The sequence below is a fragment of the Curvibacter lanceolatus ATCC 14669 genome, assembly GCF_000381265.1.
Classification (GTDB): Bacteria; Pseudomonadota; Gammaproteobacteria; order Burkholderiales; family Burkholderiaceae_C; genus Curvibacter; species Curvibacter lanceolatus.
In genome coordinates this window covers 135737-154509 of the sequence record NZ_KB906261.1, presented here as the reverse complement: position 1 = coordinate 154509, position 18773 = coordinate 135737, and the positions used below count along the sequence as shown (strand labels likewise).

The following is an 18773-nucleotide window of genomic DNA, read 5'->3' as shown; positions in this document are numbered from 1 at the left end:
TCAGTGGCAGCTCGTGTCACAGGCCGGTGGGGGCGGTGATGGCCCCATCCAGGTTGCTGCGGTCATTGGGGGTGCACAGTTCGGCTTTCACGTAACGTGCGCCGCGCTGCTTCCAGCCCTGGGCTTCGCCCCGGGTGGCCACGCTGAAGTTGTTGGTGCCCATGCCGCCGGCGGCGTCAATGGCCATCATCTCGTTCATGCACATCTTGCTGCTGTCCACACAGCGGTTCAGGATGGCGTTGTACAGATCAGGCGCCACGCTGGCAAAGCGCTGCACCGGGTCGCGTTCGCTGGGCTGCTCCAGCTTCAGGTACTCGGCGCGGCCCAGGGTGCTGCCCGCGCTCTTGTTGGTCTGCACCCATTTTTCGAAGTCGGCGCCGCTCAGGCCATGGAACTTGAAGCGCATGCCCGAAAAGCCGGCGCCGCTGTAGTTGGCCGAGAAACCTTCAAATTCGCCAGCCTGGTTGATCACGGCGTGCAACTGGGTCTGCATGCCCGGCATGGCGTAGATCTGGCCAGCCAGCGCCGGGATGTAGAACGAGTTCATCACCGTCGAGGCCGTGATCTTGAACTGGATTGGCACATCCACCGGGGCCGCCAGTTCGTTCACGGTGGCAATGCCTTGCTCGGGGTAGATGAACAGCCACTTCCAGTCCAGCGCCACCACTTCCACCGTCAGGGGCTTGATGTCGGAGGGCATCTCACGCTGAGCATCCAGGCGGTGCAGCGGGCGGTACGGATCCAGCGTGTGGGTGCTGATCCAGGTCAGCAGGCCCAGCGCGATGATGATCAGCAGCGGGGCGCCCCAGATCACCAGCTCCAGCTGAGTGGAGTGGTCCCAGTCCGGTTCGTAGGTTGCACTCTTGTTGCTCTGGCGGTAGCGCCAGGCAAACACCAATGTCAGCACGATCACCGGAACGATGATCAGCAGCATCAACAAAGTGGACACCACGATCAGGTGGGCCTGCTGGGATGCGATGTCGCCCGAAGGGTTCATCACCACGGTATTGCAACCGGTCAAGAGAACTGCAGCCAGCGGCAGCAATCCCCGAAGGGGCTTGAGGAGGGTCATGCCAGGGAAAAGCAGTATGTGCTATGGAGGGATGGTGCGGTAATCTAGCGCTGCCTGCCGTGTTTGGCGATTGGACGTTTTGTCCCAGGTCAAATGTCGGCGGGGGTTCGCTCCGGGCCTTCCTGGGCGGATGGCACAACTATTTGAGAGGCAAACTATGGTGTCCAGCATGACTCATACCCTCGGCCTTGGCGCCGACGCAAACCTGCCGTCTCAGGACGCAGCCCGCCGTGAGGGCCATGGCGCCCACGGCAGCCCCATCGCCCCCGGCGAGATCGCCGTCGGCGTGATTGTCGGGCGAGCGTCCGAGTATTTCGACTTCTTCGTCTATGCCATCGCGTCGGTGCTGGTCTTTCCCAGCGTCTTCTTTCCCTTCGAAGGGCGGCTGGAAGGCACGCTGTACTCCTTCGTGGTGTTCTCCTTCGCCTTTGTGGCCCGACCCCTGGGCTCGGTGCTGTTCATGACCATCCAGCGCCACATGGGGCGCGAGGCCAAACTGACCCTGGCCCTGTTCCTGTTGGGAATCTCCACGGCAGGCATGGCCTTTTTGCCTTCCTATGCGCAATTGGGTGCAGCGTCCATCGTGCTGCTGTCAGCGTTCCGGATCGCCCAGGGCATTGCCCTGGGGGGCTCTTGGGATGGTCTGCCCTCGCTGCTGGCTCTGAACGCGCCCGCCGAGCGCCGGGGCTGGTATGCGATGTTGGGTCAATTGGGGGCGCCCTTGGGCTTCTTCGTCGCCGCCGGCCTGTTTTCCTTCCTGCTGGGCAATCTGGAGTCGTCTGACTTTCTGGAGTGGGGCTGGCGTTACCCTTTCTATGTGGCCTTTGCCATCAACGTGGTGGCCCTGTTTGCCCGCCTGCGCCTGGTCTCGACGGACGAATACTCCCGCCTGCTGGAAGAGCGTGAGCTGCAACCCACCCGGGTGACCGAACTGGTGCGCTCGCAAGGCCGCAACCTCATCATCGGCGCCCTGGCCGCCCTGGCCAGCTACGCGCTGTTCCACCTGGTCACGGTGTTTCCGCTGTCGTGGATCACGCTGTACTCCAACCGCTCCATCAGCGACTTCCTCATGGTGCAGATGTTCGGCTCGGTGCTCGCCGCCGGGGGGGTGGTGATGTCGGGCCTGATTGCTGACCGCTTTGGCCGCCGCACCACGCTGGGCACGCTGGCCGCCCTGATTGCGCTGTTCAGCGCGGCGGCTCCCGCCCTCATGGGCGGTGGGCAGTCGGGGCAGGATGCCTTCATCGTCACCGGCTTCCTGTTGCTGGGCCTTTCTTATGGGCAGGCGGCCGGCGCCGTGACGGCCAACTTCCCGGCCAAGTTCCGTTACACCGGGGCCGCTCTGACCTCTGATCTGGCCTGGCTGGTCGGCGCTGGATTCGCGCCGCTGGTGGCCTTGGGCTTGTCGGCCCACTTCGGGCTGGCCTATGTGGGCATCTACCTGCTGTCGGGCGCCATCGGCACCCTGGCGGCCCTGAGCCTGAACCGCGCCCTGGAGCTGCGCGACTGAGCTCTGCTGCTCAGTGGCCCTGGCCGTGATCACCCCCCGGCACCATGCCGGGGTGCACGCTGCCAGGCTGGCCCGGGCGTTCGGCGCACTGGGTCCATGATCGTGCAAAATGTTCGATTTGGCCCTTTGCGAAGGGGCCAGCCCCCTTGTCCGGGCCCCCTGAGGGGCCCGGCTTTTCTTTCTTTGTGATGCGACTTTCCCATTCCCGAGCGGTCATCCTGATGGTGGCCGTGACCCTCATGTGGTCGATTGCCGGCGTCGTGACGCGTCAACTCGAACATGCCCAGCGTTTTGAAGTCACCTTCTGGCGCAGCCTGTTCAATGTGTTGGCCCTGCTGCTGATCCTGCCCTTGGTGCAAGGGCGCGCCGTGTACGCCAACATGCGCCATGGCGGTCGCGCGCTGTGGGTGTCGGGGGTGTGCTGGAGCGTGATGTTCGCCGCCTTCATGGTGGCCATCATGCTGACCACGGTGGCCAATGTGCTGGTCACCATGGCCCTGGGGCCGCTGTTCACGGCCTTGATCGCCCGGGTGTTTCTGGGCCACCGCATCGCCACCCGGACCTGGCTGGCCATCGTGGTGGCGGGCCTGGGCATCGCCTGGATGTATGGCAGCCAGCTGGGTCACGCCCCCTTGGTGGGCACCCTGGTCGCCCTGTGCGTGCCGCTGGCGGGTTCGATCAACTGGACCGTGGTGCAGCGCTCGCAGGCCCAGGGCCACACCATCGATCTGGTGCCCTCCGTGCTGATTGGCGCCTTGATTTCCGTGCTGACCACCTTGCCGCTGGCGTTTCCGTTCCGCGCCAGTGGTGCGGACCTGGGGTGGCTGGCCCTGCTGGGGGTGGTTCAGCTGGCCATTCCCTGTGTGCTGGCGGTGCGCTGCGCCCGGGTGCTGAAGGCGCCCGAGGTGGCCTTGCTGGCCCTGCTGGAGGTGATTTTCGGCATTCTGCTGGCCTGGCTGGGGGCCGGAGAGCGGCCCGCACCCCAGGTGCTGGCCGGCGGGGCCCTGGTGATCGGGGCCCTGGTATTCAACGAACTATTAGGTTGGAAGGAGCAAAACGCATGAGTATTTTCAATGGCGACGTGGTGACCGAGGTGCGTGGCCGCATGGGCCTGATCACGCTGAACCGCCCGCGGGCGCTGAATGCGCTGTCCCTGGGCATGGTGCGCGATCTGACGGTGGCCCTGCAGGCCTGGGCGCAAGACCCGGCCGTGCTGGCCGTGGCCATCCGTGGCAGCAACAAAGAGGGCGTTTTCGGTGCCTTTTGTGCTGGCGGCGACATCCGCTTTCTGCACCAGGCGGGCAGCACGGGCGATCCGGATCTGGAGGCCTTCTTCACCGAAGAATACGCACTCAACCACCTGATCCATGCCTATCCCAAGCCCTACATCGCCTTCATGGACGGCATCGTCATGGGCGGCGGCATGGGCATCAGCCAGGGCGGCAGCGTGCGCATCGTGACCGAGCGCACCAAGATGGCCATGCCCGAGACCAACATCGGCCTGTTCCCCGACGTGGGGGGCGGCTACTTCCTGTCGCGCTGCCCGGGGCGCGTGGGTGAATGGCTGGCCCTGACAGGCGACACCATCGGCGCCGCAGACGCCCTGGCCTATGGGCTGGCGGATCACTTCCTGCCGGCCGATCGCCAGGCCGGGCTGTGGGAGGCCCTGGCCAGCGGCCCCTGGGAGACGACCGAGGCGCTGCAAGCCTTCTTGCGCGACCAATGGGCGCAGCCCCCTGTGGCCGAGCAGGCCCATCGCGCCGCGGTGGACCAGCATTTCGCCCTGCCGGATGCAACGGCCATCTTGGCCTCGCTTGAGGCTTCGGGGGACGACTGGGCCCGCCACACGGCGGCCACCTTGCGCAAGCGTTCGCCCCTGATGCTGCACGTGGTGCTGGAGCAGATCCGGCGCGCCCGCAGCCTGGACCTGGCCCAAGACCTGCGGATGGAGCGCGACATGGTGCACCGCTGCTTTCACCTGCGCCCGGGCCAAAGTGAAACCGTGGAGGGCATCCGCGCACTGGCTGTGGACAAGGACCACCAGCCGCGCTGGAACCCGGGCCGGGTCGAAGAGGTGCCGGCCACCTTGGTGGCACAGTTCTTCAGCAGCCCCTGGTCGGCGTCCGAACACCCGCTGCGTGAGCTGAAGGGTTGAGCTGAAGGGCAGAGCCAAGGCTCTGAAGCGCAGGCCCCGCGCCTCGCGTTCAGAGCTGTTTGTAGACGGCCAGCGCCAGGTCCAGCAAGGCCTGGCGCGGCAGATCCGCCTGCAAGGCGTAGCCAAAGTCGCCTTCCACCCAGTAGAACGAGGGAACGGGCCCCTCCTGACTGAAGCTGAACCCTGCCAGCGGGGCAGGGGCCGCCGCAGGCTGGCCCGCGCCGGGCGTCTGGGCTGGTGAGGGGGGCAGGGCGCCCAGGTACAGCGTGAGCCGCTGTCCTTGCGCATCCTGGTACATGAACTGGGCGCGCGCGCCGGTGTCGCCGGGCAGCAGCCGGCCGCCCACCAGGGCGTAGCCCTTGGCCTGCAGGTCGGGCAGCTTGAGCGGGCGGCCCAGGCGCTTGGACAGCCACTGCACCAGGTGCTGCTGCTGGCTGGCATCCACCTCCACCGGGTGTTTCTGTTCTGGGGCGTAGACGGCGTGGGCCACACTGGCCTGGGCCGAGAACTGGCGGCCGGGCGGCCGGTCCAGCGCCAACTCGTGGCTGCCGCCGGCATGTTGCAGCCCCCGACCCCACCAGCCGGCACCAAACGTCAACAGCACGGCAGCGGCCATGCCAGCCCAGCGGCCCGCGCTGCGCCAACTTTGCTGCCGCCGGGCGGCACGGGCCAGCGTGGCTTGCAACACGGTGGGCGGCGCCTCTTCAAGCACCTCGGTATGCAATGCCTGCAAGGCCAGCCGATCGGCCTGTTGGGCCCGCACCTCGGCTGCTCGGGCTGGATGCTGGGCCAAGGCTTGCCAGGCGGACTCCGTTTCCGCCATCGACAGGCGCTGGTCGATCAGGGCCTGCAACACGTCATCGGGCGGCAGGGCGGGTGGCTTGCCTTGGGGGGGGGAGGAGGGGGTGTCTGACATGGCAGCGGTGGGCAAAAGGGGCGCCTCAATGGGGCCGACGCTGGGCAAGGGGGCGCACCTTGCCAGCCGAGTCTTGCGCTGAGGGCTGTGCCGAGGCCTGGGGCTGGGCCTGTGCCGGGGCTTCCAGCAATTCCCGCAGGCGCGCCCGGCCCCTGGACAAGCGCGACATCACGGTGCCCACGGGCACGCCGGTGATGTGGGCCACCTGCTCGTAGCTGAGGTCTTCCAGGCTGATCAGCAGCAGGGCTTCACGTTGTTCGGGCGGCAAGCGCAGCAGGCAGCGCTGCAGGTCCAGGGCCTGTTCGTGGCCGGAGTCGGGGGCGGCCACCCGGTCCAGGGCGGTGTCCAGCGGGTGGTCCGGCCCGGGGCTGTCAGTCACGATGTGCAGGGCCGGCCGGCGCAACTGGTTGATGAACACGTTGTGCATCAGCGTGAACAGCCAGGCCCGCAGGTCGGTGCCGGGCAGCCACAGCCGCCACTTGCTGCAGGCCCGCTCCAGCGTGTCCTGCACCAGATCGTCGGCGGCCCAGCGGTCACCGGTCAGCGAGCGCGCATAGCGCCGCAGGCGGGGGATGTGCTCGCTGAGCGCCGTGGCGTTCATGGTGTGGGGTGCTCAGGGCCGTGCCGTGTGCCAGACCTGGTTGAACCCATCGCCCGTGCGGTCGCCGGGCTTGCTGTCCTTGGCCCAGTGGTACAGCGGCTTGCCCTTGAAGGCCCACTGCAACTGGCCGTCGTCACGGGTGATCACGCTGTAGTCGCCACGTGCCTTGTCGGTGGCACTGGCCTTCAGGGGCGGCCAGTTGGTGGCACAGGCGCCGTTGCAGACCGATTTGCCCGAGCCGGCCGCGTCGCGGTCAAACACATACAGCGTCATGCCGGTGGGGCCCACCAGGGCATCGCCCGACACGGTGGCGGGCGGGGGCGGGGCGCTCATCGAGGCGCAACCACCCAGCAGGGCGGCGGTCAACAGGCTGGCGGCAAGCGCCGAACGGGAAAAATTCAGGGCGTTCATGGTGTTCTCCTGGGTGTGCAGGGGGTCTGCAGTGGGGTGAACACGCGGCAAGCCCGGAATATTCCATGCCGCTGAAAAATAGTTTCAGCCTCAGCGGTTGCGGCTCTTCATGGCCCGCTCGACCTCGCGCTTGCCTTCACGGTCTTTGATGGTGTCGCGCTTGTCGTGCTCGGCCTTGCCCTTGGCCAGGGCCACTTCGCATTTGATCTTGCCGTTCTTCCAGTGCAGGTTGATCGGCACCAGGGTGTAGCCCTTTTGCTCCACCTTGCCGATCAGGCGTTTGATCTCGTCCTTCTTCATCAGCAGCTTCTTGGTGCGGATGGAGTCCGGGCTGACGTGGGTGGAGGCCGATTTCAGCGGATTGATCATGCAGCCCAGCACGTACAACTCGCCGTCGCGGATCACGACATAGCCATCGGTGAGCTGGACCTTGCCTTCGCGGGCGGCCTTGACCTCCCAGCCTTCCAGCACCATGCCCGCCTCGAAGCGCTCTTCGAAGAAATAATTGAATGCGGCCTTCTTGTTGTCGGCAATGCGGGTAGAGGTTTCGGGTTTTTTCGCCATGGTGTCCAGATGGGGCGGCAACAAGAGATTGAAAGAGCCGGGCCATCCTGACCCTGCTGTCGCCGCGGCTTGCTGCCGAAGGGCGGCTGCCACTCACTACAATCCGTTTCGCCTGAACCCAAGATTTTAGGCGCCCCGGTGCTTGTGGGGCGCCGAGTTGCGGGCTGGCCCGCAAATTCATGAAAACCGTCAACAAGTCCGTCCTGATCTGGTACACCCCGCAGGAAATGTTCAAGCTCGTCACCGACGTAGCGCAATACCCGCAATTCCTGCCCTGGTGCGACCACGCCCAGGTCTTGGCCCAGCAAGAGGGGGGCATGACGGCCGAGGTGGGCATCGCCTTCAGCGGCATCCGCCAGACCTTTGTCACCGAAAACACCCACATCGAAGGCCGCGAGGTGGGCATGAAGCTGGTGAAAGGGCCTTTTTCCAATCTCGAGGGTACCTGGCAGTTCCTGCCCGTGGGCGACGGCACCCAGCGGGCCTGCCGGGTTGAGCTGGTGCTGAGCTATGGCTTCTCCAACAAGGCCTTGGGCGCGCTCGTGGGGCCGGTCTTCGACAAGATTGCCGGCAGCCTGGTGGATGCCTTCGTCAAACGTGCCGAGCAGGTGTATGGCTGAGTCCGTCAAAGCGCTTTCCCTCACAGTGGCCATGGCCCCGGCGCCGCGTCAGGTGCGTGAGCAGGTGGTTTGTCTGCCGAGCCCTGCGACCGTCATGCAGGCGCTGCGTGCCACGGGGTGGCTGGAGCCCGGTGAGGGCGTCGATCTGAACCGCTACACCGTCAGCGTCTGGGGGCGGCGGGTAGGTTGGGAGCAGGCCCTGCGGGAGGGCGACCGCATCGAGCTGTGCCGTGCCCTGGTGGTCGACCCCAAGGTGGCTCGCCGCGAGCGTTTTGCCAAGCAAGGTGCGCGGGGCACCGGTTTGTTTGCCCGGCGCAGGCCCGGGGCGGCAGCGGGATACGGAGCCTGACGCCCCTCAGCGGCAGTCTGAATCGATCGTGGCCTGCGCGCGCCCCAGTTCGGCGTTGCGGGCGCTGTCGTCCAGAATGACGCGCTCGCCGTTCTCGTTCACCTGAGCCAGGCGGATACCCGATTGAAGAGTTGCCATGTTCTGGCGGGCGCGGGCGCAGTTGTCGGCCTTTTGGCTGGCGATGCGGGCCTCTTCGGCCTTCTTCTTTTCGTTGTCTGCCGCTTCGGCCTGGCGCTTGCGCTCTTCCACGGCCTTGTCCAGGCCGCTCTTGCCAGGGGCGGCCTTGGCGGCATCCGGGGCGTCGCTGCGCGCGCCGGCTGCGCCATCGCTGGCCCCTGCGGCATCGCTGGCAGACCGTGCGGGCATGCCGGGCTGCTTCAGGATGCTCTTGGCCGGCACCTCGGGCGGCGGCGCCCGGTCGCTGAACACCTTGCGGCCGTCCTTGTCCAGCCACATCCATTGGGCAAAAGCAGGGGTTCCCGCCAACAACAGGGCGGCAGAAAACAGCAGCGAAAGTGGTCTCATGGTCTGAGTTTATCCTGCCGCCACAACCCGGCCAAAGGCATGTTCCATGGGGTCAGCCGGTAAGGAGGCGCCGACACGGCTACAATCCTTCTTTTGGAGCTTTGACATGCGCCTTCTCGGAAAAGCGCTCACCTTCGACGACGTGTTGTTGGTGCCAGCGTACTCCCAAGTCCTGCCAAAGGACACTTCCCTCGCCACGAAATTCACCCGAAACATCACCCTGAACCTGCCCTTGGTGTCTGCCGCCATGGACACGGTGACGGAAGCCCGCCTGGCGATTGCGATCGCCCAGGAAGGGGGCATCGGGATCGTCCACAAGAACCTCACTGCGCAAGAGCAGGCCGCCCAGGTGGCCAAGGTCAAGCGCTACGAATCCGGCGTGCTGCGCGATCCGGTGGTCATCACCCCTGAGCACACCGTGCTTCAGGTGATGCAACTGTCCGAGCAACTGGGCATCTCGGGTTTCCCGGTGTGCGACGGTGGCAAGGTGGTGGGCATCGTGACCGGGCGTGACCTGCGTTTCGAAACCCGCTACGACGTCAAGGTCTCGCAGATCATGACGCCGCGCGAAAAGCTCATCACGGTCAAGGAAGGCGCCACCGCCGAAGAGGCCAAAGCCCTGCTGAACAAGCACCGCCTGGAGCGGCTGATGGTCGTCAACGAGGCCTTCGAGCTCAAGGGCCTGATCACCGTCAAGGACATCACCAAGCAGACCAGCTTCCCCAACGCCGCACGCGACCCCTCGGGCCGTCTGCGCGTGGGTGCGGCTGTCGGCGTGGGTGAGGGCACCGAAGAGCGCGTCGAAGCCCTGGTCAGGGCCGGCGTCGATGCCATCGTGGTCGACACCGCCCACGGTCACAGCAAGGGCGTGATCGAGCGCGTGCGCTGGGTCAAGCAGAACTACCCCCAGATCGAAGTCATCGGCGGCAACATCGCCACCGGCGCTGCGGCGCTGGCCCTGGTGGAAGCCGGTGCCGACGCTGTCAAGGTCGGTATCGGCCCGGGCTCGATCTGCACCACCCGCATCGTGGCCGGTGTGGGCGTGCCCCAGATCATGGCCATCGACAACGTGGCCAGCGCCCTGAAGGGCACCGGTGTGCCCCTGATCGGTGACGGCGGCATCCGCTACAGCGGTGACATCGCCAAGGCTTTGGCCGCAGGCGCCTCCACCGTGATGATGGGCGGCATGTTTGCAGGTACCGAAGAAGCCCCGGGCGAAGTGATCCTGTTCCAGGGCCGCAGCTACAAGAGCTACCGCGGCATGGGCAGCATCGGCGCCATGCAGCAAGGCAGTGCCGACCGCTACTTCCAGGAGTCCAGCACCGGCAATCCGAATGCCGACAAGCTGGTGCCTGAAGGCATCGAAGGCCGCGTGCCCTACAAGGGCTCGATGGTCTCCATCGTGTACCAGATGGCGGGCGGCATCCGTGCCTCCATGGGCTACTGCGGCTGCGGCACCATCGCCGAGATGCATGAGCGTGCCGAATTCGTCGAAATCACCTCGGCCGGCATCCGCGAAAGCCACGTGCACGACGTGCAGATCACCAAAGAAGCGCCCAACTACCGCGCCGAGTAAGCGAAGCCCCTGCGATGCAACACCAGAAAATCCTCATCCTCGACTTCGGCTCCCAGGTCACCCAGCTGATCGCACGTCGCGTGCGCGAAGCCCATGTGTTCTGCGAGGTTCATCCCTGCGACGTGTCTGACGAATGGATTCGCCAATACGCGGCCGATGGCCAGCTCAAAGGCGTGATCCTGTCCGGCAGCCATGCCAGCGTCTATGAAGAAACCACCGACAAGGCCCCGCAGGCCGTGTTCGAGCTGGGGATTCCGGTGTTGGGCATCTGCTATGGCATGCAAGCCATGGCGCACCAACTGGGTGGCAAGGTGGAAGGCGGCCACAAGCGCGAATTCGGCTTTGCCGCCGTGCGCGCCCGGGGCCACACCCGTCTGCTCGAAGGCATCCAGGACTTCGTCACTGACGAAGGCCACGGCATGCTCGACGTGTGGATGAGCCACGGCGACAAGGTCACCGAGCTGCCCCCGGGCTTCAAGCTCATGGCCAGCACCGACAGCTGCCCCATCGCCGGCATGGCCGACGAAGACCGCCGCTTCTACGCCGTGCAGTTCCACCCCGAAGTCACGCACACCAAGCAGGGCCCGGCGCTGCTGCAGCGTTTCGTGCTGGGCATCTGCGGCGTCTCCCCTGACTGGATCATGGGCGACTACATCAGCGAGGCGGTCGAAAAGATCCGCCAGCAGGTGGGCGACGAAGAGGTGATCCTGGGCCTGTCGGGCGGTGTGGACTCCAGCGTGGCTGCCGCGCTGATCCACCGCGCCATCGGCGACCAACTGACCTGTGTGTTCGTCGACCACGGTCTGCTGCGCCTGAACGAGGGCGACATGGTGATGGAGATGTTTGAAGGCAAGCTCCACGCCAAGGTGATCCGCGTGGATGCCTCCGACCTGTTCCTGGGGCAACTGGCCGGCGTCAGCGAGCCCGAAGCCAAGCGCAAGATCATCGGCCGCGAGTTTGTCGAGGTCTTCAAATCCGAAGCCGCCAAGCTCAAGGCCGGCAATGGCGGCCACAAGGGCGCCACCTTCCTGGCCCAGGGCACCATCTACCCCGACGTGATCGAGTCGGGCGGTGCCAAGAGCAAGAAGGCCGTCACCATCAAGAGCCACCACAACGTGGGTGGCCTGCCCGAGCAATTGGGCCTGAAACTGCTCGAGCCCCTGCGCGAGCTGTTCAAGGACGAAGTGCGTGAACTGGGCGTGGCCCTGGGCCTGCCCCACGACATGGTCTACCGCCACCCCTTCCCGGGCCCCGGCCTGGGGGTGCGCATCCTGGGCGAGGTCAAGAAGGAATACGCCGACCTGCTGCGCCGCGCCGACGCGATCTTCATCGAAGAGCTGCGCAACTTCCGCGACGAGGCCACCGGCAAGACCTGGTACGACCTGACCAGCCAGGCCTTCACCGTCTTCCTGCCGGTCAAGAGCGTGGGCGTGATGGGCGACGGCCGCACCTACGACTACGTGGTAGCCCTGCGTGCCGTACAGACCAGCGACTTCATGACCGCCGACTGGGCCGAGCTGCCCTACGCGCTGCTCAAGAAGGTCTCCAGCCGCATCATCAACGAGGTGCGCGGCATCAACCGCGTCACCTACGACGTGAGCTCCAAGCCGCCAGCGACGATCGAGTGGGAGTGATCCTGCCTAGGTCATAGCACGCAGCCCATGACCAGAAACCAGAAAGCCCGCTTGAACGCGGGCTTTCTGTGTTTGGGGGAGGGCGTTTTGCAAGGTGGCCGTATCACCCCGCCCCAAACAATCCCCCCTCATCCAGCAACTCGAACGCAATCTCAGGCCGCTGCTCCAGGCTTTTCTTGATGGCGGCGGGGATGGCCTGGCGGGTTTTCTTGCACAGGCCGGGCTGCTCGTGGACCAGGATGGTGATGCCGCGCAGGGTGCGCACTTCGTTGGGGCTGGTGCTGATGGTCAGGCGGATGCCGAGCTGCTGCTCCAGGCGCTCCTCGATGCGGCGCAGATCGCTGAGGCTGCCCAGGTTTTCCAGCCGCTGCAGCAGGCGCTTTTCCTCCTCGCGGGTCAGAAGCAGCACGCGCAGGTCGCCGCTGGGGTTCTGCAGCAGGTCGTCGCGCCCGCAGACGCAGGCGCCGGGCGGGCATTCGGTGCGGATCGGAAATGGAGGGGTGGGGGACATGGCTGCGCTGTGGGCCTTCATGGGTGAGGCCCTTGCGGCTGGGCATCTTACTGAATCTGCAATGCCCCGGCGGCGGGCAGGCCACCGTGCTGCGGGTGGCCGCAGCACGCCCTCTATGATGCTGCCAGGCCCATCCGGGCCGTTTGCTTCCAATCTGCATGGCCAAGATCGTTCTCTACTGCCAACCCGGCGCCAAACAAACCCAGCTGATGGGCACCCATGACGGCAAGCCCAAGATCCAGCTCAAGGCGCCGCCGGTGGACGGCGAGGCCAACAAGGCGCTGATCGCTTTTGTGGCCCAGCGCTGCGGGGTGTCCAAATCGGCCGTCACCATCGAGCTGGGCACCAGCGGGCGCACCAAGCGGGTGGCGGTCGACGGGCTGGACGATGCCGCACTGCGGGCCCTGTTCGGGTTGTGACGGAGCCATGCTGGGGAGAGACTCAGGGCACTCGCTTTACCTTCCTGTGACGATGCGCAAGCCGTGGTGTCATGCCGGGCTGGCAAACTGTGTGGCTTGCAAGCCTCAGATTTTTCATGAACTTTGAATTCAAACGCCTGATCCGCCCAGGGATCGCGGTCGGGGTATTGGCCATCGCCCTGGTGGTGGGCAAGAAGACCTTTTTCGCGCCGCCACCTGCCCCCGCCTACATCACGGCCCCGGTCGCCCGGGCCGACATCGAAGACACCGTGCTGGCCAACGGCACGCTCAAGGCCTTCAAGCAGGTCAGCGTGGGCGCCCAGGTGTCGGGCCAGGTCAAGTCGCTGAAAGTGGCCTTGGGTGACGTCGTTCACAAGGGCGACCTGGTGGCCGAGATCGACTCGCTCACCCAGCAGAACACCTTGCGCAACAACGAGGCGGCCCTGGCCAATGTGCAGGCGCAGTTGCGCTCGGCCGAGGCCACCCTGACACAGGCCGAACTGGCCTTGAAGCGGCAGCAGCAGATGCGCGCCTCGGAGGCCAGCTCGCAAGCCGACCTGGAGGCCGCGCTGGCCACTGAAAAGACCAGCCGGGCCAGCGTGGAGGCGCTGCGCGCCCAGGTGGACCAGGCCAAGGTGGCCGTGGACACCGCTCGCGTCAACCTGGGCTACACCCGCATCGTGTCGCCCATCGACGGGCAGGTGGTGGCCCTGGTGACGGAAGAGGGCACCACCGTCAACGCCAACCAGTCCACCCCCACCATCATCATCGTGGCCAAGGTCGACACCATGACCGTCAAGGCCTCGATCTCCGAGGCCGATGTCACCTCCGTCAAGCCGGGCCAGCGGGTGTATTTCACCATCCTGGGCGAACCCCAGAAGCGCTACGACGCCACCTTGCGCACCATCGAGCCGGCCACCGACAGCATCAGCACCTCGACCACCAGCAGCTCTTCGAGCAGCAGTTCCAGCAGCACCTCCACCAGCAGCGCCACGGCCATCTACTACAACGGCCTGTTCGACGTGCCCAACCCCGACAACAAGCTGCGCATCTCGATGACCGCCATGGTCTACATCGTGCGCGGCCAGGCCAAGAACGCCCTGACCGTGCCCGTGGGCGCGCTCAGCGCCCGCCAGCGCGACGGCAGCTACCGGGTCAGCGTGCTGGGCGGCGATGGGCAGGTGCAGGCTCGCACGGTGCATGTGGGCATCAACAACAATGTCACGGTGGAGATCCTGGACGGCCTGACGGAGGGCGAAAAGGTGGTGCTGGGCAGCGCCGCCGGGGCCCCTTCGGCCACAGGCGAGCAGCGCAGCATGCGCCCGCCACCCGGTGGGTTCTGACATGAGCGCGCACCCAACACCGGGCAGCGCAGTCTCTGCCTCGGCTTCAGCCTCCCCACAGCCCCTGCTGTCATTGCAGGGCGTGTGGCGCGAGTTCCAGGTCGGTGACAGCCCGCTGGCCGTGCTGAAAGACATCCGGCTCGATGTGGCTGCGGGCGAGATGATCGCCATCGTGGGCCAGTCGGGCTCCGGCAAGTCCACACTGATGAACCTGATCGGCTGCCTGGACCAGCCCAGCCGAGGCAGCTACCAGATCAACGGCCGCGAAGTGGGCAGCCTGCACGCCGATGAGCTGGCTGCGCTGCGGCGCGAGCATTTCGGCTTCATCTTCCAGCGCTACCACCTGTTGGGCGACCTGTCGGCCGCCGGCAACGTGGAGGTGCCCGCCATCTACGCCGGCTCGGGCGCCCGTGAGCGCCGGGCCCGTGCTCTCGCCCTGCTGGAGCGGCTGGGCCTGGCCGGGCGCACCTCGCACGTGCCGGGCAAGCTGTCGGGTGGCCAGCAACAGCGGGTGTCGATCGCCCGCGCGCTGATGAATGGCGGCAGCGTCATCCTGGCCGACGAGCCCACCGGCGCGCTGGACACGCAGTCGGGCGCCGAGGTGATGAAGATCCTGGCCGAACTGCATGCGCTGGGCCACACCATCATCCTGGTCACGCACGACATGCAGGTGGCCAGCCACGCCCAGCGCATCGTCGAGCTGCGCGATGGCGAGGTCGTGTCCGACCGCCCGAACACGCCCACCCACGGGGCCTCCGAGGCCCCAGAGGCCGCGGGCAAGGACCCCGTCGCCCAGATGCTGAGCCCGGCCCAACACGTGCGCCAAGGCGTCTGGGCCGCTTTCGGAGCCTGGGCCGATCGCCTGGGCGAGGCCTTCCGCATGGCCTTGCTGGCCATGAATGCCCACCGCCTGCGCACCCTGCTGACCATGCTGGGCATCATCATCGGCATTGCCTCGGTGGTGTCGGTGGTGGCCTTGGGCGAGGGCTCGCGCCAGAAGGTGCTGGCCAACATCAGCTCCATCGGCACCAACACCATCGACGTGTACTCGGGCACGGGCTTTGGCGACCCGCGCGCGGCCCGCATCCAGACCCTGAGCCCGGCGGATGCCGATGCGCTCAAAGAGCAGAGCTATGTCGACAGCGTCACCCCCAATGTGCAGGCCTCGGTCACGGCGCGCTACGCCAACATCGATGCTTCGGTGCAGGTCACGGGTGTGGGCGAGCAGTATTTCCGCGTCAAAGGCCTTCAAATGGCGGGCGGCACGGCCTTCAGCGATGCCGCCGTGCAGGCCTATGCGCAGGTGGCCGTGATCGATGAGAACGCGCGCAAAAAGCTGTTCCCCAACACCAACCCGGTGGGGCAGGTGCTGTTGCTGGGCAGCATGCCGGTCTATGTGGTGGGCGTGACGGCCAAGAAGGACGGGGGCTTCGGCCCCAGCATGGAGACCCTCAACGTCTTTGTGCCCTACACCACGGCCATGCGTCGCCTGATCGGCCAGGGCTACCTGCGCAGCATCACGGTGCGGGTGGACGACAGCACCTCGATGGCGGCGGCCGAACAGGGCATCAACCAGTTGATGGAGCGCCGCCACGGGCGGGTGGACTTCTATGTGCTCAACACCGACAGCATCCGCCAGACCATCGAAAGCACCACCCGCACGCTCACGCTGCTGGTGTCGTCGATCGCGGTCATCTCGCTGGTGGTGGGCGGCATCGGTGTGATGAACATCATGCTGGTGAGCGTCACCGAGCGCACCGGCGAGATCGGCGTGCGCATGGCGGTGGGGGCCCGGCAAAGCGACATCCAGCAACAGTTCCTGATCGAGGCGGTGCTGGTCTGCCTGCTGGGCGGCGTGCTGGGCATTTCACTGGCCCTGGGCTTCGGGGCCCTGTTCAAGCACTTCAGCAACAATTTCACGCTGGCGTTTTCCACCTCGGCGATGGGGGCGGCCTTTTTGTGCTCCACCTTGATCGGGGTGGTGTTCGGCTTCCTGCCGGCGCGCAGCGCGGCCCGTCTCAACCCTGTCGAGGCCCTGGCCCGAGATTGACCCCGCACGGAACCGAGATGGACGCCCCCGGACACAAGGCGCTATGGCGTCACAACTTCATGATGGACTTTTCTATTTCAAAGCCAATGACACCAGGCCAGCGTCGACCCGGGCGCCCACCGGCACTGGCCCTGGCGTGCGCGCTGGCCTTGTCGCTCGGGGCCTGCACCTCGGTGCGCACCCCCTACCAGGCCCCGCAGCTGGCGGTGCCCGGCACCTGGTCGAACAAGGGCGCGGTGGTGACGGCTCCTGCCGATGTGCCCGACGCCTGGTGGGGTGCCTTTGGCGACCCGCAACTCAGCGCTCTGGTCGAGGCGGCCCTGAGCCGCAACAACGACCTGGCCGTGGCCGCCCTCAAGGTGCGCAAGGCGCGCCTGCAGGCCGAACTGGCCGAACGCAACCGCTGGCCCACCCTCAGCGGCAGTGTCAGCACCCAGGCCCAGAAGCCGCTGGAAGGCGGGGCCAGCACCCGCAGCAGCGGGGCCAGCGTTTCGGTGAGCTACGAGGCCGACCTGTGGAACCGCCTGGGCAGCCTGAGCGATGTGTCGCGCTGGGAGTCGCTCGCCACCGAGCAGGACCGCCAGGCCACCCGCCTGAGCCTGATCGGCAGCGTGCTGCAGGCCTACTGGCAACTGGCCTACCTGAACCAGCGCATCGGCACCGGCGAGCAAAGCGTGGCCTATGCCGAGAAAACCCGCGACCTGGTGCAGGCCCAATACCGGGCTGGTGCGGTGTCGGCCCTGGAGGCCAGCGAGGCCGAACGCACGGTGCTGAGCCAGCGCGCCACCCTGGCCGACCTGCAACAGCAGCGCCTGAGCGCCCGCACCACCCTGGCCCTGCTGTTCGATGTGGCTCCGGGCGACACCGCACTCCAGCCCTGGCTGGGTGCCGAGCCGCAGCGCCTGCCGTTGCAGGCCATGCCCGAGGTGGCGCCCGGCCTGCCGGCGCAGCTGCTGGCCCGCCGCCCCGACCTGCGTGCGGCCGAACTGCGCCTGCGTGAGACCCTGGCCAGCGCCGATGCCGTGGCCGCCAGCTACTACCCGGCGCTCACCCTCACCGGGGCCCTGGGCAGCAGCAGCCTGGCCCTGGGGCAGGTGCTGTCCAACCCCTATGCCTTGCTGGGCGCGGGCGTGAGCCTGCCGTTTCTGCAGGTCAACATGATGAAGCTGAACAACGCCATCGCCCGCACCCAGTACGAGAGTGCGGTCGTCAGCTACCGCCAGACGCTTTACTCGGCCCTGGGCGATGTCGAGAACGCGCTGGGCACCCGCAGCGCCCTGGCCCAGCAAGGGGAGCTGTTGGCCGGCTCGCTGGCGGCCAGCCGGCGCAGCGAGCAGTTGTACGAGGTGCGCTACCGCCAGGGCTCGGTGGCCCTGAGCCTGTGGCTCGATGCCCAGGAAACCCGGCGCACCGCCGAGACCGCCTGGGCACAGAACCAGCTGTCGCAGCTCAAGAACCAGGTCACCCTGTACCTTGCCCTGGGGGGCAGCGCGCAGCCGGCGCAGTGATGGCCTGATGTGGCTTGTCGGGGTTTGACATGGCTTGACGCGGCTCCAGGGCATGAGAAGGGCGAAATCAGTTTCACAATAGCGCACTTGTCACGCTCTGACGCCAAGAGGTTCTTCTCATGTACCTGCCCCCGCAATTCGCCAGTTCGGACCCGGCGCTGGCCCGTGCGCTGATGCGCGAGCACCCGCTGGCCAGTCTGATCTCGAACGACGATGACGGCCTGCCCTATGTCACCCATCTGCCGCTGCATCTGGTGGCCGAGGGCGGGGCAGGGGGTGATGCAGAGGGTGATGCGCTGTTGCTGGGCCACTGTGCCCGGGCCAACCCGCATTGGCGCTACCTGCAGCAGCGCCCGCGCGCGGTGGTCACCTTCATGGGGCCGCAGGCCTACCTGTCGCCTGCCGTTTACCCCGATCTGGCCCGGGTGCCCACCTGGAACTACCTGGCCGTGCACGCCACCGTGCAGGCCCGGCTGCTGGACGAGCCCGAGGCCAAAGACGCCTTGCTCAAGCAGCTGATTGCCGATCATGAGCCGGCCTACGCCGCGCAATGGCATGGGCTGGAGGCCGATTGGCGCCAGGGCATGCTGCGCGGCATCGTGGCCTTTGAGCTCAGCATTGAGGCGTTGCAGTGCAAGCTCAAGCTCAACCAGCACCGGCCCGAATCGCATGCCGCCATGGTTCAGGCCTACCGCAGCGCGGACAACGACGGCGCGCGGGGGCTGGCCGATTGGATGCAACGTCTGGGCCTGGTCCCACAGGAGGGTGTGTGATGCGCGGTGGAATCGGTTTGATCGGATTGGTGCTGGCCCTGGTCATCACGGGCCTGCTGGTGAAGCGGCAACTGGGCACAGCCGTGGCCACGCCCCCCTTGGTGCGGCCAGCGCTGCCCGGTGCAGCCGGGGCCCCACCGGCAGCTGTGCCCCTGAACCAGTTGCCCCAGCAGACCAAGGAAGCGGTCGACGCCCTGATGCAAAAGCCCCGGCCCATGCCGGAGGAGCCTTGAGCG

Annotated in this window: 20 protein-coding genes; 13 read left to right on the top strand and 7 right to left on the bottom strand. The window is 66.5% G+C overall.

Going from position 1 to position 18773, the window contains the following annotated elements; all coding sequences use genetic code 11:
* Window positions 1–16: 16 nt before the first annotated feature.
* A complete protein-coding gene (gene cyoA / locus F624_RS0117110) occupies window positions 17–1072 on the bottom strand; it encodes a ubiquinol oxidase subunit II (protein WP_051107441.1) in 1056 nt (351 codons plus the stop codon).
* A 169-nt stretch (window positions 1073–1241) separates the two neighbouring features.
* Between cyoA and F624_RS0117105 the strand changes: the two genes are divergently transcribed.
* From F624_RS0117105 to F624_RS0117095, 3 genes are all read left to right on the top strand, one after another.
* On the top strand, window positions 1242–2582 hold the full coding sequence (locus tag F624_RS0117105; RefSeq protein WP_051107445.1) for an MFS transporter: 1341 nt from the start codon (window positions 1242–1244) through the stop codon (window positions 2580–2582).
* 188 nt (window positions 2583–2770) lie between these two features.
* The gene (locus F624_RS0117100; RefSeq protein WP_031255338.1) at window positions 2771–3646 is read left to right on the top strand and encodes a DMT family transporter; all 876 of its coding nucleotides are present in this window, start codon (window positions 2771–2773) and stop codon (window positions 3644–3646) included.
* The gene (locus tag F624_RS0117095) at window positions 3643–4737 is read left to right on the top strand and encodes an enoyl-CoA hydratase/isomerase family protein (protein ID WP_019575550.1); all 1095 of its coding nucleotides are present in this window, start codon (window positions 3643–3645) and stop codon (window positions 4735–4737) included. The genes F624_RS0117100 and F624_RS0117095 overlap by 4 nt, the downstream gene beginning before the upstream one ends.
* A gap of 49 nt (window positions 4738–4786) precedes the next feature.
* On the opposite strand, the gene F624_RS0117090 is transcribed toward F624_RS0117095, so the two are convergent.
* The 4 genes from F624_RS0117090 to smpB all read right to left on the bottom strand — a co-directional run bounded on the left by F624_RS0117090 (window position 4787) and on the right by smpB (window position 7229).
* The gene (locus F624_RS0117090) at window positions 4787–5653 is read right to left on the bottom strand and encodes an anti-sigma factor family protein (RefSeq protein ID WP_019575549.1); all 867 of its coding nucleotides are present in this window, start codon (window positions 5651–5653) and stop codon (window positions 4787–4789) included.
* 25 nt (window positions 5654–5678) lie between these two features.
* Window positions 5679–6254, bottom strand: coding sequence for an RNA polymerase sigma factor (locus F624_RS0117085; RefSeq protein WP_019575548.1), 576 nt, complete (start codon window positions 6252–6254; stop codon window positions 5679–5681).
* Window positions 6255–6266: 12 nt separating this feature from the next.
* Entirely contained in the window at window positions 6267–6665 is a 399-nt protein-coding gene (locus F624_RS0117080; protein WP_031255335.1) for a COG4315 family predicted lipoprotein, read from the bottom strand.
* A gap of 90 nt (window positions 6666–6755) precedes the next feature.
* Window positions 6756–7229 carry an SsrA-binding protein SmpB gene (gene smpB, locus F624_RS0117075; RefSeq protein ID WP_027474452.1) on the bottom strand — a complete coding sequence of 158 codons (474 nt, stop codon included), beginning with the start codon at window positions 7227–7229 and terminating at the stop codon, window positions 6756–6758.
* A gap of 179 nt (window positions 7230–7408) precedes the next feature.
* On the opposite strand from smpB, the gene F624_RS0117070 reads away from it, so the two are divergent.
* Both F624_RS0117070 and F624_RS0117065 read left to right on the top strand, forming a co-directional pair.
* The gene (locus F624_RS0117070; protein ID WP_019575545.1) at window positions 7409–7849 is read left to right on the top strand and encodes a type II toxin-antitoxin system RatA family toxin; all 441 of its coding nucleotides are present in this window, start codon (window positions 7409–7411) and stop codon (window positions 7847–7849) included.
* Window positions 7842–8198, top strand: a complete 357-nt coding sequence (locus F624_RS0117065) for an RnfH family protein (RefSeq protein WP_031255333.1) — start codon at window positions 7842–7844, stop codon at window positions 8196–8198. The genes F624_RS0117070 and F624_RS0117065 overlap by 8 nt, the downstream gene beginning before the upstream one ends.
* A 6-nt stretch (window positions 8199–8204) precedes the next feature.
* Here the strand turns inward: F624_RS0117065 and F624_RS0117060 are convergent, their stop codons facing one another.
* Window positions 8205–8723 (bottom strand): DUF4124 domain-containing protein, encoded by a 519-nt coding sequence (locus F624_RS0117060; protein WP_031255332.1) that lies wholly within the window; start codon window positions 8721–8723, stop codon window positions 8205–8207.
* 106 nt (window positions 8724–8829) lie between these two features.
* On the opposite strand from F624_RS0117060, the gene guaB reads away from it, so the two are divergent.
* Both guaB and guaA read left to right on the top strand, forming a co-directional pair.
* The gene (guaB, locus tag F624_RS0117055) at window positions 8830–10299 is read left to right on the top strand and encodes an IMP dehydrogenase (protein WP_019575542.1); all 1470 of its coding nucleotides are present in this window, start codon (window positions 8830–8832) and stop codon (window positions 10297–10299) included.
* 14 nt (window positions 10300–10313) lie between these two features.
* The gene (gene guaA / locus F624_RS0117050) at window positions 10314–11933 is read left to right on the top strand and encodes a glutamine-hydrolyzing GMP synthase (protein WP_019575541.1); all 1620 of its coding nucleotides are present in this window, start codon (window positions 10314–10316) and stop codon (window positions 11931–11933) included.
* Between the two features lie 103 nt (window positions 11934–12036).
* Here the strand turns inward: guaA and F624_RS0117045 are convergent, their stop codons facing one another.
* The gene (locus F624_RS0117045; protein WP_031255329.1) at window positions 12037–12444 is read right to left on the bottom strand and encodes a hypothetical protein; all 408 of its coding nucleotides are present in this window, start codon (window positions 12442–12444) and stop codon (window positions 12037–12039) included.
* 158 nt (window positions 12445–12602) lie between these two features.
* On the opposite strand from F624_RS0117045, the gene F624_RS0117040 reads away from it, so the two are divergent.
* The 6 genes from F624_RS0117040 (at window position 12603) to F624_RS0117015 (ending at window position 18770) form a co-directional block, all read left to right on the top strand.
* A complete protein-coding gene (locus tag F624_RS0117040) occupies window positions 12603–12863 on the top strand; it encodes a DUF167 domain-containing protein (RefSeq protein ID WP_019575539.1) in 261 nt (86 codons plus the stop codon).
* Window positions 12864–12979: 116 nt separating this feature from the next.
* Window positions 12980–14206, top strand: a complete 1227-nt coding sequence (locus F624_RS0117035; protein ID WP_019575538.1) for an efflux RND transporter periplasmic adaptor subunit — start codon at window positions 12980–12982, stop codon at window positions 14204–14206.
* A 1-nt stretch (window position 14207) separates the two neighbouring features.
* A complete protein-coding gene (locus F624_RS0117030; protein WP_051107440.1) occupies window positions 14208–16256 on the top strand; it encodes a MacB family efflux pump subunit in 2049 nt (682 codons plus the stop codon).
* An 86-nt stretch (window positions 16257–16342) separates the two neighbouring features.
* Entirely contained in the window at window positions 16343–17764 is a 1422-nt protein-coding gene (locus tag F624_RS0117025; RefSeq protein ID WP_019575536.1) for an efflux transporter outer membrane subunit, read from the top strand.
* 119 nt (window positions 17765–17883) lie between these two features.
* A complete protein-coding gene (locus tag F624_RS0117020) occupies window positions 17884–18537 on the top strand; it encodes an FMN-binding negative transcriptional regulator (protein WP_019575535.1) in 654 nt (217 codons plus the stop codon).
* Window positions 18537–18770 carry a hypothetical protein gene (locus F624_RS0117015; protein WP_031255325.1) on the top strand — a complete coding sequence of 78 codons (234 nt, stop codon included), beginning with the start codon at window positions 18537–18539 and terminating at the stop codon, window positions 18768–18770. The genes F624_RS0117020 and F624_RS0117015 overlap by 1 nt, the downstream gene beginning before the upstream one ends.
* Window positions 18771–18773: the final 3 nt, after the last annotated feature.